Source organism: Klebsiella sp. JN_Kp122 (assembly GCF_040062085.1).
GTDB classification, from domain to species: Bacteria; Pseudomonadota; Gammaproteobacteria; order Enterobacterales; family Enterobacteriaceae; genus Klebsiella; species Klebsiella aerogenes.
This window is the reverse complement of record NZ_JBEAHW010000015.1, coordinates 89,422-106,432: the sequence shown is the minus strand read 5'-3', so window position 1 is coordinate 106,432 and position 17,011 is coordinate 89,422. Positions and strand designations below refer to the sequence as shown.

General features: G+C 55.5%; 16 protein-coding genes. 9 read left to right on the top strand and 7 right to left on the bottom strand.

The window, feature by feature from the left end:
* Window positions 1–6 precede the first annotated feature (6 nt).
* The gene (gene dapA, locus ABLU78_RS04570) at window positions 7–885 is read right to left on the bottom strand and encodes a 4-hydroxy-tetrahydrodipicolinate synthase (RefSeq protein WP_032712143.1); all 879 of its coding nucleotides are present in this window, start codon (window positions 883–885) and stop codon (window positions 7–9) included.
* Window positions 886–1,038: 153 nt separating this feature from the next.
* Here dapA and ABLU78_RS04565 point away from each other — a divergent pair, with 153 nt between their 5' ends.
* Both ABLU78_RS04565 and bcp read left to right on the top strand, forming a co-directional pair.
* On the top strand, window positions 1,039–1,608 hold the full coding sequence (locus tag ABLU78_RS04565; RefSeq protein ID WP_015365463.1) for a glycine cleavage system transcriptional repressor: 570 nt from the start codon (window positions 1,039–1,041) through the stop codon (window positions 1,606–1,608).
* 3 nt (window positions 1,609–1,611) lie between these two features.
* Complete coding sequence (gene bcp / locus ABLU78_RS04560; RefSeq protein ID WP_015365462.1) at window positions 1,612–2,082, top strand: thioredoxin-dependent thiol peroxidase; 471 nt, start codon at window positions 1,612–1,614, stop codon at window positions 2,080–2,082.
* A gap of 62 nt (window positions 2,083–2,144) precedes the next feature.
* Here bcp and ABLU78_RS04555 read toward each other — a convergent pair whose 3' ends face one another.
* Entirely contained in the window at window positions 2,145–3,209 is a 1,065-nt protein-coding gene (locus ABLU78_RS04555) for an AI-2E family transporter (RefSeq protein ID WP_015365461.1), read from the bottom strand.
* A gap of 223 nt (window positions 3,210–3,432) precedes the next feature.
* On the opposite strand from ABLU78_RS04555, the gene bepA reads away from it, so the two are divergent.
* The 3 genes from bepA (at window position 3,433) to ABLU78_RS04540 (ending at window position 6,311) form a co-directional block, all read left to right on the top strand.
* On the top strand, window positions 3,433–4,896 hold the full coding sequence (gene bepA / locus ABLU78_RS04550) for a beta-barrel assembly-enhancing protease (protein WP_015365460.1): 1,464 nt from the start codon (window positions 3,433–3,435) through the stop codon (window positions 4,894–4,896).
* 9 nt (window positions 4,897–4,905) lie between these two features.
* A complete protein-coding gene (gene arsC / locus ABLU78_RS04545; RefSeq protein WP_015365459.1) occupies window positions 4,906–5,265 on the top strand; it encodes an arsenate reductase (glutaredoxin) in 360 nt (119 codons plus the stop codon).
* Between the two features lie 134 nt (window positions 5,266–5,399).
* Window positions 5,400–6,311, top strand: coding sequence for an Rpn family recombination-promoting nuclease/putative transposase (locus tag ABLU78_RS04540; RefSeq protein ID WP_032708871.1), 912 nt, complete (start codon window positions 5,400–5,402; stop codon window positions 6,309–6,311).
* Here ABLU78_RS04540 and ABLU78_RS04535 read toward each other — a convergent pair.
* The 4 genes from ABLU78_RS04535 to ABLU78_RS04520 form a co-directional block, all read right to left on the bottom strand.
* Window positions 6,308–7,009 (bottom strand): DnaA inactivator Hda, encoded by a 702-nt coding sequence (locus tag ABLU78_RS04535; protein ID WP_026612247.1) that lies wholly within the window; start codon window positions 7,007–7,009, stop codon window positions 6,308–6,310. The genes ABLU78_RS04540 and ABLU78_RS04535 overlap by 4 nt on opposite strands.
* Window positions 7,010–7,107: 98 nt before the next feature.
* Window positions 7,108–8,394, bottom strand: coding sequence for a uracil permease (gene uraA / locus ABLU78_RS04530; protein ID WP_015370403.1), 1,287 nt, complete (start codon window positions 8,392–8,394; stop codon window positions 7,108–7,110).
* A gap of 96 nt (window positions 8,395–8,490) precedes the next feature.
* On the bottom strand, window positions 8,491–9,117 hold the full coding sequence (gene upp / locus ABLU78_RS04525) for a uracil phosphoribosyltransferase (protein WP_015370402.1): 627 nt from the start codon (window positions 9,115–9,117) through the stop codon (window positions 8,491–8,493).
* A 196-nt stretch (window positions 9,118–9,313) separates the two neighbouring features.
* On the bottom strand, window positions 9,314–10,744 hold the full coding sequence (locus ABLU78_RS04520) for a 6-phospho-beta-glucosidase (RefSeq protein ID WP_048229196.1): 1,431 nt from the start codon (window positions 10,742–10,744) through the stop codon (window positions 9,314–9,316).
* 249 nt (window positions 10,745–10,993) lie between these two features.
* Between ABLU78_RS04520 and purM the strand changes: the two genes are divergently transcribed.
* Complete coding sequence (gene purM, locus ABLU78_RS04515; protein WP_048229199.1) at window positions 10,994–12,031, top strand: phosphoribosylformylglycinamidine cyclo-ligase; 1,038 nt, start codon at window positions 10,994–10,996, stop codon at window positions 12,029–12,031.
* Complete coding sequence (gene purN, locus ABLU78_RS04510) at window positions 12,028–12,669, top strand: phosphoribosylglycinamide formyltransferase (protein ID WP_015370398.1); 642 nt, start codon at window positions 12,028–12,030, stop codon at window positions 12,667–12,669. Before purM ends, purN begins: the two co-directional genes overlap by 4 nt.
* Before the next feature lie 53 nt (window positions 12,670–12,722).
* On the opposite strand, the gene ABLU78_RS04505 is transcribed toward purN, so the two are convergent.
* The gene (locus ABLU78_RS04505) at window positions 12,723–14,063 is read right to left on the bottom strand and encodes a glycosyl hydrolase family 28 protein (protein WP_048229200.1); all 1,341 of its coding nucleotides are present in this window, start codon (window positions 14,061–14,063) and stop codon (window positions 12,723–12,725) included.
* A 420-nt stretch (window positions 14,064–14,483) separates the two neighbouring features.
* On the opposite strand from ABLU78_RS04505, the gene ABLU78_RS04500 reads away from it, so the two are divergent.
* Together ABLU78_RS04500 and ABLU78_RS04495 are read left to right on the top strand one after the other, a co-directional pair.
* The gene (locus ABLU78_RS04500) at window positions 14,484–15,935 is read left to right on the top strand and encodes an MFS transporter (RefSeq protein WP_048229201.1); all 1,452 of its coding nucleotides are present in this window, start codon (window positions 14,484–14,486) and stop codon (window positions 15,933–15,935) included.
* On the top strand, window positions 15,910–17,007 hold the full coding sequence (locus ABLU78_RS04495; RefSeq protein WP_048229203.1) for a glycoside hydrolase family 88 protein: 1,098 nt from the start codon (window positions 15,910–15,912) through the stop codon (window positions 17,005–17,007). Before ABLU78_RS04500 ends, ABLU78_RS04495 begins: the two co-directional genes overlap by 26 nt.
* Window positions 17,008–17,011: the final 4 nt, after the last annotated feature.

Here is a 17,011-nt window from a genome sequence, read left to right as displayed (position 1 = left end):
TAAACTCTACAGCAAACCGGCATGCTTCAGCGCTGCGGTAACCGCTTTCGTACCCGTTTCGGTAATCGGCGTCATCGGCAGGCGCAGCGTGTCGGTCGCTACAAGTCCCAACGCCTTACAAGCCCATTTAACTGGGATCGGGTTGGGTTCGACAAATAATTTTGTATGCAGCGGCATCAGACGCTGGTTAATCGCGCGAGCTTCCGCGAATTGACCCGCCATCGCCAGTCGGCACATGTCCGCCATTTCACGCGCAGCAACGTTCGCCGTGACGGAAATGACGCCGACGCCGCCGAGCTGGATAAAGTCCATGCCGGTTGCGTCATCGCCGCTCAGCAGAATAAAGTCATCTGAAACCAGCTCTTTGATCTGGTGAACGCGACTTAAGTTCCCTGTTGCTTCCTTAATACCGACAATATTTTTAATTTCCGCCAGACGGCCAACGGTTTCCGGCAGCATATCGCAACCGGTACGGGACGGCACATTATACAGAATTTGCGGCAGGTCAGTATGTTCAGCGATAGCTTTAAAGTGTTGGAACAGGCCTTCCTGGGTCGGACGGTTATAATAAGGAGTGACCGTCAGGCAGCCGACAACGCCGCTATCGTTGAAACGTTTGGTCAGGCTAATCGCCTCTGCGGTTGCATTTGCACCGGTACCAGCAATGACCGGGATGCGGCCATCGGCCAGCTCAAGGGTCATCATCACGACGTCGCCATGCTCTTCATGGCTCAACGTTGCGGATTCGCCGGTAGTCCCTACCGAAACAATCGCCGAGGTTCCGTTGGCGACATGGTAATCAATCAGTTTTTTCAGGCTTGACCGGCAGACATTACCGTTATCATCCATCGGCGTGACAAGCGCTACAATACTTCCCGTGAACATGGGCCATCCTCAGAGCAGAAGTGGGACAAGATTCTCAATGTTACGTTTGGTGCTGCAATAAAAGCAAGAGACCCAACGCCATCTGGGATGTTGTACGCCGGTTTTTTTTATGCTTTCCTAATGTTACCTCACCTTTTTAAAGGAAGAACAGGTTTGACAGCCTCATTACAACACTATCTGGTGATTACCGCTCTGGGCGCAGACCGCCCCGGCATCGTAAACACAATCACTCGCCACGTCAGCAGCTGCGGCTGCAATATTGAAGACAGCCGCTTGGCCATGCTCGGCGACGAGTTCACGTTTATAATGCTGCTTTCCGGCTCGTGGAACGCGATTAACCTGATCGAATCAACGCTGCCGTTAAAAGGAGCCGAGCTGGATTTGCTGATCGTAATGAAGCGCACCTCCGCCCGCCCACCGCAGGCGATGCCGAATACGGTTTGGATCCAGGTAGAGGTGCCGGACTCGCCGCATATCATTGAGCGCTTTACCGCGCTGTGCGACACGTGGAATATGAATATCGCCGAACTGGTCTCCCGTACTCAACCGGGAGAAGATAAAGACGCCGCTCAGCTATTTATTCAAATCACCGCACACAGTCCTGCCTCGCAAAACACGACAAATATCGAGCAAGCGTTCAAAGCACTATGTACAGAACTGAGCGCACAAGGCAGTATTAACATCGTTAATTATTCACAGCATGATGAACAGGATGGAGTTTAACCAATGACCCCACTGAAAGCCGGTGATATCGCACCGAAATTTAGCTTACCGGACCAGGACGGCGAGGAAGTAAATTTAACCGACTTCCAGGGACAGCGTGTTCTGGTTTATTTTTACCCGAAAGCCATGACCCCAGGCTGCACCGTACAAGCGTGCGGTTTACGCGATAATATGGACGACCTGAAAAAAGCGGGCGTCGAAGTACTGGGTATCAGCACTGATAAACCAGAAAAACTGTCTCGTTTTGCCGAAAAAGAGCTGCTGAACTTTACGCTGCTGTCTGATGAAGATCATCAGGTCTGCGAACAGTTCGGCGTCTGGGGCGAAAAATCATTTATGGGGAAAACCTACGACGGCATTCACCGTATTAGCTTCCTCATTGATGCTGACGGCAAGATTGAACATGTGTTTGATAACTTCAAAACCAGCAATCACCACGATGTCGTGCTGAACTGGCTGAAAGAAAACGCATAACGTCTAAATGAAAACGCCGGGGATAATAAATCGCCCGGCGTTTTTTTGCGTCAATCAGCGCGTCACTCGTCTTCAATAACCATTCCATCAGGCCAGGCGTGAACCACCGCCTTGATTAACGTCGCCAGCGGAATCGCGAAGAATACCCCCCAGAAACCCCACAGCCCGCCGAAAATCACTACCGACAGAATAATCACCAACGGATGTAAATTCACCGCCTCCGAGAAGAGAACCGGCACCAGCAGGTTGCCATCCAGCCCCTGAATTATCAGGTATACGGCAAACAGGCTCCAGAACTCAGTACCCGCGCCGAACTGGAACAACGCCACGCCGACCACAGGAATGGTGACCACAAAAGCGCCGATATACGGAATCAGCACCGAGAATCCCACCAGCACCGCCAGCAGCAGCGAGTAGTTGAGACCGAAGAGAATGAAGCCTATCCAGGTGGCGACGCCGACGACAATCATCTCCAGCACCTTGCCGCGGATATAGTTGGTAATCTGCTGGTTCATCTCTTTCCACACCTGCCCCGCCAGGCCGCGATTACGCGGTAATACGCGGCGTACGGCATTGAGCATCTGCTGTTTATCTTTCAGCAGGAAGAAAACCATCAGCGGAACCAGGACCAGATACACCGCCAGCGTCAGCAGGCCGACCAGCGAGGCGAGCGAATACTTCACTACCGAATCGCCAACGGTCAGCATGCGGCTGCGCATATTTTCGGCCATTGCATCAATGATGCCGGCATCCATCAATGCCGGATAGCGCCGCGGCAGCGTGGCGGCGAAATCGGAAAGCTTATTGAGCATACCAGGCATATCGCGGATGAGATAAATGCCCTGTTGCCAGGCCACCGGCATCACCACAAAGGCCATTAACAGCAAGATACCGACAAATAGCACCAGCACCAGCGAGGTGGCCCAGGTTCGCGACAAGCCGATACGCTCCAGACGAACGGTGGGCCACTCCAGCAGATAGGCCAGCACGATGGCGACCAGCAGCGGCGCCAGCAGCCCGCTGAAAAAGAACATAATGCCGAAGCCGGCCAGCAGAATAACCAGCAGCGCTATCGCTTCCGGGTCGCTGAAACGACGACGATACCACTGCATTAACATCTCAAGCATAAACCCTTCCCTGAAGCGCAAATCGCCACAATCCTGGGAATTGTATCTAAGTGTCACAAAAAAGACTTCGCTTTTTATTGGCGATGACACAAACCTGCACAACTGTGCGAATATCATATTTTCAACGCCATCAACGACAGCTAAACTCGCTGAATCTGCGGCATGGGAACATTGGGCCGCACAACCGGTCAAACTGGCACACCCACATTACAGGACAGAGGTTATGTTCAGGCAGTTAAAGAAAACGCTGGTGGCCGCCGCCGTCGCGTCGTTGACGCTGGGGACGATATTACCTGCCGCCGCTGACTCGGCGGATACGCTGCCGGATATGGGCACCTCGGCAGGAAGCACCCTTTCCATCGGTCAGGAAATGCAGATGGGGGATTACTACGTGCGCCAGCTGCGCGGCAGCGCGCCGCTGATAAACGACCCGCTGTTGGTGCAATACATTAACGGGCTGGGCATGCGTCTGGTCGCTCACGCTAATTCCGTCCGTACGCCGTTCCACTTTTATCTGATTAATAACGATCAGATTAACGCCTTTGCCTTCTTCGGCGGCAACGTGGTGCTGCACTCGGCGCTGTTCCGCTATGCGGATAACGAAAGCCAGCTTGCCTCGGTAATGGCGCACGAAATCTCCCACGTCACCCAGCGCCATCTGGCGCGTGCGATGGAAGATCAAAAACGTAGCGCGCCGCTAACCTGGGTTGGCGCGCTGGGCTCTATTCTGCTGGCGATGGCCAGCCCGCAGGCGGGGATGGCGGCATTAACCGGCACCCTGGCTGGCACCCAACAGGGGATGATTAGCTTCACCCGTCAGAACGAAGAAGAAGCCGACCGCATCGGTATTCAGGTACTGCAGCGCTCCGGTTTCGATCCGCAGGCGATGCCGGCGTTTATGGGTAAATTACTCGACGAATCCCGCTATTCCAGCCGCCCGCCGGAAATGCTGCTCACTCACCCACTGCCGGAAAGCCGTCTGGCCGACGCCCGTAACCGCGCCAATCAGATGCGCCCGGTGGTAGTCCAGTCGTCGGCGGATTTCTATCTCGCCAAGGCACGTACTCTCGGTATGTACAACTCCGGTGAAAATAAGCTCGGCAGCGATCTGCTTGACGCCTGGTCAAAAGGGAACATCCGCGAACAGCACGCCGCGCAGTATGGCCGCGCGCTACTGGCTATGGAGAGCAATAACTACGATCAGGCGCGCAAAGCGCTCCAGCCGCTGCTCAGCGCCGACCCACAAAATCCCTGGTATCTGGATCTCGCCACCGATATCGATCTTGGGCAGAAAAAGACCACTGACGCAATTAACCGCCTGAAAAACGCCAAAGAGATCCGCACCGATCCGGTCCTGCAACTGAACCTGGCCAATGCCTACGTACAGGGCGGGCAGCCGGCGGAAGCCGCGACCATTCTCAACCGCTACACCTTTAACAATAAAGATGACGGCAACGGTTGGGACCTGTTGGCGCAGGCGGAAGGCGCATTGGGTCATCGCGACCAGGAGCTGGCGGCGCGAGCCGAAGGCATGGCGCTGGCCGGTAGGCTTGACCAGGCCATCTCGCTGCTGAGCAGCGCCAGTTCGCAAGTAAAATTGGGCAGTTTGCAGCAGGCGCGCTACGACGCTCGCATCGACCAGCTGCGCCAGCTGCAGGAAAGATTCCGCCCCTATCAGAAAATGTAAGGAGACCACATGTCTGACGCGGTAAAAATTTACCACAACCCTCGCTGCTCGAAGAGCCGTGACACGCTCAGCCTGCTGAAAGCTAACGGCATCGACCCTGAAGTGGTGCTGTATCTGGAGACGCCGCCGGATGCCGCGACGCTGCGCCAGCTGTTGAAAATGCTGAATATGAGCAGCGCCCGTGAACTGATGCGCCAGAAAGAAGATCTGTATAAGTCGCTCAATCTCGCCGACCCACAGCTCAGCGAAGAGGCGTTGATTCAGGCCATGGTCGAGAACCCGAAGCTCATCGAACGGCCCATCGTGGTCAGCCACGGCCAGGCGCGTATCGGCCGCCCGCCGGAACAGGTACTGGAAATCGTCAGCTAACCCCTACGCGCCGCCGGTCTTGCCCGCGGCGCGATTTTTTCGTGCCCGCTTCCAGAAAATACAGGCCAACTCCCCCTGCCCGCACAGTGGTGCTACTGTCTGTCCGTCACCTGAATCCACTGGACGGATTGCCAATGAAAAAAGCTATTTCCACGCCGCATGACGCAGTATTTAAAACCTACCTTTCCCATTCGGATACCGCGCGTGATTTTCTCCGGTTGTATCTTCCTGAAGCGCTAAAGGAGATCTGCGATCTGCGCACGCTACATTTAGAATCAGGTAATTTTATCGAAGAAGATCTCAGACCTTACTATTCCGATATTCTCTACTCGCTGCAAACCACTGCGGGCGACGGCTATATTTACGCGCTAATCGAACATCAAAGTAGCCCCGACCGACATATGGCCTTTCGCCTGATGCGCTACGCCGTCGCCGTCATGCAGCGCCACCTTGATGCCGGACACGAAAAACTTCCGCTGGTGATCCCGGTGCTTTTCTATCACGGTCTGGTGACGCCCTATCCGTTTTCAATGCGCTGGCTGGATGAGTTTGCCGCGCCGGAGCTGGCGACCACGCTCTACTACGGCGAATTTCCACTGGCGGATATCACCGTCATACCGGATGATGAAATCGCCACTCATCAACGTATGGCAACGCTGGAATTACTGCAAAAACATATTCGACAACGCGATCTGGCGCAGTTACTCGACAAGCTGAGCGAATTATTATTGACTGGATTAGCCACGCAAACACAGGTGCAGGCGCTAATGCACTACCTGGTGCTCGCGGGAAATAGCCGCGAACCGATAAAGTTTATTCGTGAGTTGGCGCGCCGGACGCCGCAACATAAGGAGACGCTGATGACTATTGCAGAATATCTCGAGCAGCAAGGGCTGGAGCGCGGTTTGCTTCAGGGCCGGCAAGAAGGCCGGAAAGAAGAAGCACAGCGTATCGCCGCCGCGATGTTACGTAGCGGTCTCGCCCCCGCGCTGGTGGCGCAGCTAACCGGGCTGGCAGAGCAGGAACTGGCGTCGCTTTCGGCTTAAAGCTTCAGGATCTCTTTAACAAATGGGATCGTCAGTTTTCGTTGGGCGGTAATCGATGCGTGATCGAGCTGATCGAGCGTCATAAACAGCGAGCGCATTTCTCTATCCAGCCGCTTGAGCAGGAATCGGCAGACGTCTTCCGGCATCTCGAAACCGCGCAGTCTGGCGCGTAGCTGCAGCGCCTGCAGCTTATCTTCATCCGACAGCGGCTGCAGCTTATAGATTTGCCCCCAGTCAAGGCGCGAGGCGAGATCCGGCAAGCCGAGATGCAGCTGCCGCGGCGGGCAATCGCCGGTGATCAGCAGGCGGGTTTTACCTGATTCGAGAATACGGTTATAGAGATTAAAGATAGCCATCTCCCAGGGCTCGTCCCCTGCCACGCACTCGATGTTATCGATGCACACCAGCGCCAGTTGCTCCATGCCGTCCAGCACTTCCGGCACGAACCACGTGCGCTTATCCAACGGCACGTAGCCGACGGCATCGCCACGCTGGGATAGCTCAGCGCAGGCGGCATGCAAAAGGTGGCTACGCCCCGCGCCTTCACGAGACCAGATATAGATGTATCCGCTGTGTTCCTGCCGCAACACGTTCTGCAGAGCGGCAAGTAGGGAAGGATTATCACCCGGCCAGAAACTCGCGAACGTTTCGTCGTCAGGAAGATACAGTGGCAAAGAGAGCTGTGCCGGAGCGTTCAGATGGACCTCAACATAGGCTTACAGAAAAACGCGAAGAGTTTAACACAGTTTTAGGTCCGGAGAGAACCGGGCAGGATCGCTGCCCGGTATCAGGATCGTTATTTCGCTTCTTCGCTATCCGCGGCGTCCAGCACCACTTCTTCCGGACGCAGAACGCTGATCAGTTTAAAGATCAGGCTCAGACAGATACCGACGATCGTCGCCAGCGCCATGCCTTTCAGCTCCGCCGCGCCAATATGCACCTTCGCGCCGCTCACGCCGATAATCAGAATAACGGAGGTCAGAATCAGGTTCTGCGCTTTGCTGTAATCGACTTTTGATTCGATCAGCACGCGGATACCGGATGCGCCGATCACCCCGTACAGCAGCAGAGAAACGCCGCCCATCACCGGTACCGGGATAATCTGAATCGCCGCCGCCAGCTTGCCGACGCAGGAGAGCAGAATCGCAATAATCGCCGCGCCGCCAATAACCCAGGTACTGTATACGCGGGTAATCGCCATCACGCCGATATTTTCACCATAGGTGGTGTTTGGCGTTGAGCCAAAGAAACCGGAGACAATCGTCGACAGCCCGTTGGCGAACATCGAGCGGTGCAGACCCGGATCGCGGATCAGATCGCGTTTAACGATATTGGCGGTCACCACCAGGTGCCCCACGTGCTCGGCGATCACCACCAGCGCGGCAGGCAAAATAGTGAAAATGGCAAACCACTCAAAGCGCGGGGTGTAGAAGGTCGGCAGTGCAAACCAGTGCGCTTCGGCGATAGGCGTCGTATCGACCACACCCATCACGAAGGAGAGCGCATAGCCTACCAGCACGCCGATAAGAATCGGGATAATCGCCAGGAAGCCGCGGAACAGTACGGAACCAAAAACCGTCACTGCCAGCGTCACCATCGAAATAATAATGGTTTTGCTATCGGGCGATTGACCGTCAGCCGGCAGCAGCCCGGCCATGTTCGCCGCCACACCCGCCAGTTCCAGGCCGATAACCGCCACGATGGCGCCCATCGCCGCCGGCGGGAACATCACATCCAGCCAGCCGGTACCGGCTTTTTTGACAATAAAGGAGACGATGCAGAACAGGACGCCGCACATAATGAAACCGCCGAGCGCTACTTCATAACCCAGCGGCAACAGCAGCAGCACCGGGGAGATAAAGGCGAAGCTCGACCCCAGATAGGCCGGAATTTTGCCTTTACAGATAAAGAGGTACAACAGCGTACCGATGCCGTTAAACAGCAGTACGGTAGCCGGGTTAATGTGGAACAGGATAGGCACCAGAACCGTTGCGCCAAACATGGCGAACAGATGTTGCAAACTAAGCGGGATTGTCTGTAAAAGCGGCGGTCTTTCACTCACCCCGATTGCACGGCGCGTCATAATGTTATCCTCTGAGAGTCGTTTTTTATTTGTTGTGGGCGTTATTAATAAAAAAAAACCCCGACTCTCAAAGTCGGCTTTTTATCACTTCATCATTTATTTGGTACCGAAAATCTTATCGCCGGCATCGCCGAGGCCTGGAATAATGTATCCGTGCTCATTGAGGCCCTGGTCGACGGACGCGGTGTACAGCTCGACGTCAGGATGCGCTTTCTCCAGCGCGGCAATGCCTTCCGGCGCCGCCACCAGCACCAGCACCTTAATGCTCGAGCAGCCCGCTTTTTTCAGCAGGTCGATAGTTGCGATCATCGAACCGCCAGTTGCCAGCATCGGGTCAACCACCAGCGCCATACGCTCGTCAATGTTAGAAACCAGCTTCTGGAAGTAAGGAACCGGCTCCAGCGTTTCTTCATCACGGTAGATACCAACCACGCTGATACGCGCGCTCGGCACGTGCTCCAGCACGCCTTCCATCATCCCCAGACCGGCACGCAGGATAGGCACTACGGTAATTTTCTTACCTTTGATCTGCTCAACTTCGACCGGACCGTTCCAGCCTTCGATAGTGACACGCTCGGTAGCGAGATCGGCGGTTGCTTCGTAGGTCAGTAAGCTACCAACCTCTGAGGCGAGTTCACGGAAGCGTTTAGTACTGATGTCATGCTCACGCATCAGGCCCAGCTTGTGTTTGACGAGTGGATGTTTCACTTCCACGATCTTCATTCTCTTTCTCCTCTGAGGGGCAGCCACAAAAAAAATCGCGGGATTATACCGCTTTTTGCGGATTGCGCCATACCCATCTTGCTTGACGTATATCAAACAAAGTGATTTATGGATTGTTACACATTATAAAACAAACAAAAAAAGCCGGAGGTTCCCCTTCGGCCTTTATCTTTGACAAGGCTATGCTAGTTGGCGATTACAGATTTTCGCCGTTACTGGCAATAACCTGCTGATACCAGGCAAAGGATTTTTTACGGCTGCGGGCCAACGTGCCGCGACCGTCGTTATCTTTATCGACAAAGATAAATCCATAGCGTTTTTTCATCTCGCCGGTACCGGCGGAGACCAGATCGATACAGCCCCACGGGGTATACCCCATCAGATCGACGCCATCCTCCACTACCGCTTTTTTCATTTCGGCAATATGGGCACTAAGATACTCGATACGATACTGGTCATCCACGCTGCCGTCAGCTTCACGCACGTCAATGGCGCCAAAGCCATTCTCAACGATAAACAGCGGCAACTGATAGTGATCCCAGAACCAGTTGAGCGAGTAGCGCAGACCAACCGGGTCAATCTGCCAGCCCCAATCCGATTTCTTGACGTACGGGTTGGAGACCAGGCTGGTACTTTCGTCGTAATCCAGGTGCGGATTATCGTCAGTCGCTTTGGTGGCGAAGGACATGTAGTAGCTAAAACCAATATAGTCGACGCAACCCTCTTTTAACGCCTGGCTATCGGCGTCGGTGATATCCAGCGTAAAACCGCGGCGCGCGAAGTAGTTGAGCAAATGCTGCGGATAGCGGCCACGCACGTGCACATCGGTAAACCAGTAACGACGATGCATAGCGTTCATCGCCATCATGATGTCGTCCGGCGCGCAGGTGAGCGGATAGATTGGACACATCGCGATCATACAGCCAATCTGCAGGTCCGAATTAATCTCACGTGCCGCCTTTACCGCCAGCGCGCTGGCCACCAGTTCATAATGGGCGGCCTGAAACATCACCGGCTCACGGTCTTCTCCGGGCTGATACTTCAGGCCGGAGTTGGTAAAGGGGGCGAAATCTTCATGGAAGTTGGCCTGGTTGTTGATCTCGTTAAAGGTCATCCAGTACTTCACTTTGTACTGATAGCGGGTAAACACCACCTTCGCGAAGCGGACAAAGAAATCAATCAGCTTACGGTTGCGCCAGCCGCCGTATTCAGTCACCAGGTGGTAAGGCATTTCAAAATGGGAGAGCGTGATCACCGGTTCGATACCATATTTCAGGCACTCGTCGAACAGATCGTCATAGAATTGCAGGCCCGCCTCATTGGGCTCCAGCTCATCGCCCCGCGGAAAAATGCGCGTCCAGGCAATTGAAGTACGGAAACACTTAAATCCCAGTTCGGCAAACAGCGCTACGTCTTCTTTATAACGATGATAAAAATCAATTGCCTCATGGTTGGGATAGTTATGACCAGGCAGTACGCCGTCGGTGATCGTTCGCGGCACCCCATGGGCGCCTGCGGTCATCACGTCAGCGACGCTAATCCCCTTCCCTCCTTCTTGCCAGCCGCCCTCAAGCTGATGCGCCGCTACCGCGCCGCCCCACAGAAAACCTTCTTTGAATCCGGACATATACTCTCCCTATAGACGATCGTTATGCGCTTTTCACCAAACAGAAACCGGTTTCATTGGCATAATGATCATTCATTAAAGGCGAGGCAAGCAGAAGACTGTACCCGGTTTCATTTTCGTGAACAGTATCAAATTTGCTCATCTGTTAGCCGTTTTAAATCGAGTGTAAAGCAGGCTCGCAAACGTTTGCTTTCCCTGTTAGAATTGCGCCGATTTTTCTTGCTACCGCAAACGCGTGGAGACTTCGCAGTGACCGATAAAACCTCTCTCAGCTATAAAGATGCCGGCGTGGATATTGATGCAGGCAACGCTCTCGTCGACCGTATTAAGGGCGTGGTGAAGAAAACCCGTCGCCCGGAAGTGATGGGCGGACTGGGCGGATTCGGCGCGCTGTGCGCTCTGCCGCAGAAGTACCGCGAACCGGTACTGGTCTCCGGTACCGACGGCGTCGGCACCAAGCTGCGTCTGGCGATGGACCTTAAACGTCACGACACTATCGGTATCGATCTGGTCGCTATGTGCGTCAATGACCTCGTAGTTCAGGGCGCCGAGCCGCTGTTTTTCCTCGACTACTACGCGACCGGTAAACTGGACGTGGATACTGCGGCAAGCGTGATCAGCGGCATCGCCGAAGGCTGCTTACAGTCCGGCTGCGCGCTGGTTGGCGGCGAAACGGCAGAGATGCCGGGTATGTACCATGGTGAAGATTACGACGTGGCCGGTTTCTGCGTCGGCGTGGTAGAAAAATCAGAAATCATCGACGGCAGCAAAGTGGCTGACGGCGACGTCCTGGTCGCGCTTGCCTCCAGCGGCCCGCACTCTAACGGCTACTCGCTGGTGCGTAAGATTATCGAAGTCAGCGGCGTTGATCCGCAGACCACCGACCTCAACGGCAAACCGCTGGCCGACCACCTGCTGGCGCCGACCCGCATCTATGTCAAATCGATTCTGAATCTGATTGCCAACGTCGACGTCCACGCCATCGCCCACCTGACCGGCGGCGGCTTCTGGGAAAATATTCCGCGCGTACTGCCGGACAACACCCAGGCGGTAATCGACGAGTCCTCCTGGCAGTGGCCGGAAGTCTTCAACTGGCTGCAAACCGCCGGTAATGTCAGCAGCCACGAAATGTACCGCACCTTTAACTGCGGCGTCGGCATGCTGGTCGCGCTGCCGGCAGCCGAGGCGGATAAAGCCATCACCCTGCTGAACAAGCAGGGTGAAAACGCCTGGAAAATCGGTTACATCAAGGCATCCGATGCCGAACAACGCGTGGTCATTGAATGAAAAACATTGTGGTGCTGATTTCCGGTAACGGCAGTAATTTACAGGCGATTATTGATGCCTGCGCCCGGAAGCAAATCAACGGCACCCTGCGTGCGGTATTCAGCAATAAGGCCGAAGCATTCGGCCTTGAGCGCGCCCGTGAGGCCGGTATTCCGGCCTTTGCGCTCTCGCCGAAAGCGTTTGATAGCCGCGAAGCCTTCGACCGCGAGCTGATGCAGCAAATCGATGTCTTCCAACCCGATCTGGTGGTGCTGGCGGGCTACATGCGTATCCTTAGCCCAGCGTTTGTTGGCCACTATCAGGGGCGCTTGCTGAATATCCATCCTTCTCTGCTGCCGAAATATCCAGGGCTGCATACTCATCGCCAGGCGCTGGAAAATGGTGATGAGGAACATGGCACCTCGGTGCATTTCGTCACCGACGAACTCGATGGCGGGCCGGTGATCTTACAGGCTCGGGTGCCGGTATTTCCGGAAGACAGCGAAGATGACGTTACCGCCCGCGTTCAGGCGCAGGAGCACGATATCTATCCGCTGGTGGTGAGCTGGTTTGTTGATGGCCGCCTGCGTATGGAAGCTAACTCTGCGTGGCTGGATAATCGCAAGCTGCCGCCGCAGGGCTATGCCGCCGAAGAATAAGTTCGACCTGCCCCGGAGCAATCGCCGGGGCACCTTCCTCTCTTATTTCCTCGCTAATTATCGCCGTTTTCCAGACATAGCGCGTTAGGGTTCCAGGCTGCCGGTAATGGTATCGGGCGCTGATAATCAAATTCGCGCAGTGTCAGACCCGCTACGCCGTTGGCGTACAGTACCGGCAAACCGCCGGGATAAGGCTCGACACCCCAAACTCGGCCGCTTTGCGGATTCAGACACCAGGCGTTATCAATCCCCATCCCGGTCGGCGACATCGGATTGCACGGCGGGCGGATATCATAAAGCCCCTGCTCCGCTGCCAGGTTCAGCTTCTGGGTGAGCTGCACGCCGTCAAACAGAATGCGCCGGATCTGACCTGGCGTTTCACTATGCAGGTTTATCGCGCCTTCGCACTCGCCAACCAGCCCGCGGAACTGGATCTGTGAGATTTCGCCGGGTTCAATCGCCGGATCGCGACGGCGCGCGGAAAGGAAAACAGGGTCCGCCTCGCCCCAATGACAGGCCGGCGCGCTCACGCAATCAAAAGCAATGCTGCTAAAAATCATCCGCCGTAGCCGCCCGCCGTCGCGGGATATCAGGCCAATGCCGCGATTGGAGTCAAAGATAGTGCAGTTACTCACCAGCACATCTTCAATATCCTGCCAGGTTTCAGTACCGATTTTAAAGGCGCAGCTTTTCGAGCGCAGCGTGCAGTTAACGATGGTTACCTGACGCAATGGTCGCTGGATCCGCTCAGGTTTATCGGTGGTCTTCAGACAGATGGCATCATCCGCCGCGCTGAAATAGCTATTGGCGATATGGACCTGCTGGCAGCTGTCGATATCCAGCGCATCGGTATTGGCCATCGTCAAATCGTTGTCGACGGTGACGCCGTCAACCACCACCCCCGTACAGGAGACCAGATGGATTGTCCACATCGGGGCATGTCGTACGGTGATGTTTTCCAGCCGGACGCGACGGCAATTCTCCAGCAAAATGATCCGCGGGCGCGCCCTGGCTGGCGTGCGGTAGCCCATGGCATCAACGCCACGGGAAAACCAGCCATCAGCGCTGCCGTAAATCTCGCCGCCTCCGCAGATAGTAATATTCTGCGCATCCACAGCATACAGAAAGGCCCGATCTGAAGATTCCGCCCGGCTCAGCGCCGTCGCCTGAGCAAAGTCATCATAGTTTTCGCTAACGATAAGCTCGGCGCCCGGCGACAGCCACAAACAGGTGTTCGAGCCTATCCGTAAACCGCCGAGCGCGTACCTGCCGCAATCAACCACCAACCGGCCGCCGCCCGCCTGCGCCAGTTCGTCCAGCGCCTGTTGAAAGAGTTCAGTATCAGGCGTCACGCCATCCGCATGGGGATGGCGCTGCGAAAGATAAATGTTCATAGCATGTCCTGGAAATCAACGTGGGGACTATCTCACCATCTCTCTCACCCTCAGCGTAGGGTCGAAATCGCTACCGCGGAAATATCTGCGTACCCTTTCACATTCGCCGTCACGCTCAGGGGCAAAACGTGAGATTACACGCAAAATTTGCCTGCGGAAAAAATGAAAACAGGGCCGTTATCACAGTAAACGCCCTCTTAAACCGCTGCATATGTGAGCAGCGTCACGGGATTTATTTCATTTTGTCGCCATTTGGCATGCTGCTCGCAGAACGGTACGAAAAACCGACTGTCGGGATTCTCGCCCCCCACCCCCTCTTTTACTGTGCAACCTCGCATTCCTGACCAAAGAGATACGCTCATGACGAGGACAGTGACCCCGCAACGAGAAGTCAAAACCCGCAACATCCTCTGCTGGGGGATGGGCGATATTTTCGGCAGCGGCGCGATGACCATCACCGGCCTGTGGCTGCTCTACTTTTATATTGAAGTCGCCGGGCTCTCGCCCGCCGCCGCGGCCTCTATTTTCGCCATCGCCAAGATTTGGGACGGCATCACGGACCCGGTGATGGGCTACATTACCGACAACATTCGCACCCGTTGGGGGCGGAGACGGATCTTCTTTATTCTCGGCGCGCCGTTATCGCTCTGTTTCGCCCTGATGTGGATAAGTGGTTTTGGTTATGCCTGGTACCTTGGTACCTATCTACTATTCAGCACCGTCTTCACCCTGCTGATGGTGCCTTACGATACGCTGCCTGCAGAGATGACCAACCGCTATGATTTGCGCTCGAAAATGTCCGGCGCGCGAATGTTATTCGCTCAGGCGACAGCCTTTCTCGCGGCGCTGATCCCCGGGCAAATCATGGCCCACGTCGCCGATAAATCGCAGGCGTTTCTCTATATCGGCATTATCTTTGCCCTGCTTTTTGCCTTGCCGTGGGTCTTCGTCTGGCGCGGTACCTGGGAACGTGAGCATCTCCCACCACCGCAGACGCAGCAAGGTTTAGGCAAAACACTACGTTCGCTGTATCGCGAAATGGCCTCTACCTTCCGTCTGCGGACCTTCCGTATTCATATCATGATGTATGTCGGTGGCGCGGTGGCGCTGGATATTTTCGGCTCGCTGTTTATGCACTATATGACCTACGTGCTACGTGTCGGCACCTCGCTGGCTTCGCAGGCCATGAGTCTGATGACGCTGTTTCAGTTCTTCGCGATCCCTTTCTTCACCTGGCTTTGCATCCGCGTCGGCAACGGCAACGCCTATAAGGTCGCCATCGCGCTGATCCTCTGCGCGCTACTGTGGTTCAGCCAATTGACCGCTTCTTTCAGCCATCTTTCCTGGCTGCTGCTCGGCGGCGCAATCGTGATGGGCATCGCCCGCGGCGGCACCTATCTTATCCCATGGAATGTCTACAATTTTCTGCCCGATATCGATGAAGCTTACACCGGCGTGCGGCGCGAAGGGATCTACGCGGGAGTGATGATGCTGACGCGCAAATTCTCCCAGGCGCTGGCGCTGTTTATCGTCGGCCTGGCGCTGGAAGCCTTTGGATTCACCAAAGGCGCCGAAACGCAGAATACCGCCGCGCTGAATGGTATCTGGTGGGTATTCCTCGTTGGCCCCGGCCTGCTGGCCTTACTGGCAATGTATGGCGCGTTTCGTTTTCGCTTGAGCCAGCCGCGACATCAAATCCTGATTAGCGAACTGGAGCGTCTGCGCGCCGGTGGTCATCCACAGGATGCCAGCCCGCAGACCCGCGAAACTATCGAGCTACTGACCGGCCATCCTCATCGCAACGATCGCTGGCAACACGCCGCCGTTTCTTCTCAAGGAAATCACTATGTCGCAGAAAAACAACCGTCCTGAATTACAATCACTCATCGAAGCGCTAATCGGCAACTTAACCGCGATTACCGATGATAGCGGCGAGTATTTGCAGCGGCTGGCAGATGGCCGGGTGGTTGACACCAAAGGTTGGGACGGTTGGGAGTGGACGCATGGCATCGCCCTGTTTGGCCTGTTTCGCTACCAGCAACTGACAGGATCGCTTCGGGCTCGTGAACTTATCGACGGCTGGTTTAGCGCCCGTTTCGCCGAGGGTACGCCGGAGAAAAACATCAACACCGCTTGTCCGTTTTTAACCCTGGCGCTGTGCTATAAACAGACGCCGCGCAGCGACTGGCGCGCCTATCTGGAAAGCTGGGGAGATGCGATATATCGCCAGATGCCGCGTACCGAAGAGGGCTGCCTGCAACACGTCACCTATGAGAATCCCCATCATCAACAAATTTGGGACGATACGCTCATGATGGCGGTACTGCCGCTGGCGATGCTCGGCAAGATGTTTGATAAACCGCGCTGGGTAGAAGAAGCGAAATTTCAGTTTTTGCAGCACCTGCACTATTTAAGCGACCACCAAAGCGGCCTGTGGTTTCACGGCTGGCATTTCGACGGCAGACACCATTTCGCCGGCGCGCTGTGGGCCCGCGGCAATAGCTGGATAACGCTGGCGATACCGGAACTGCTGGAGATCCTCGATCTCGACGAGCATGACGCCTTTTACCGCCAACTGCAAAATACGCTGCAGATTCAGGTCAGCGCCCTTGCCCGCTGCCAGGCCGAAAACGGCCTATGGCCGACGCTGCTTAACGACCCGGATAGTTATCTGGAAGCCTCTGCGACGGCGGGCTTTGCCGCGGGTATTTTCAAGGCGGTCCGCCTCGGCTACCTCGACGATGGGTTTCTGCCGGTCGCCGGGAAAGCCTGCCGGGGCATTATCGAACATATCTCGCCGCAAGGAGAGTTAACGCAGGTGTCGTTTGGAACAGCGATGGGCAACGACCTCGACCACTATCGTAACATCCCCCTGACCGCCATGCCCTACGGCCAGGCAATGGCGATACTGTGCCTGGTTGAAGCGCTACGCCGCACGCTTTAATACG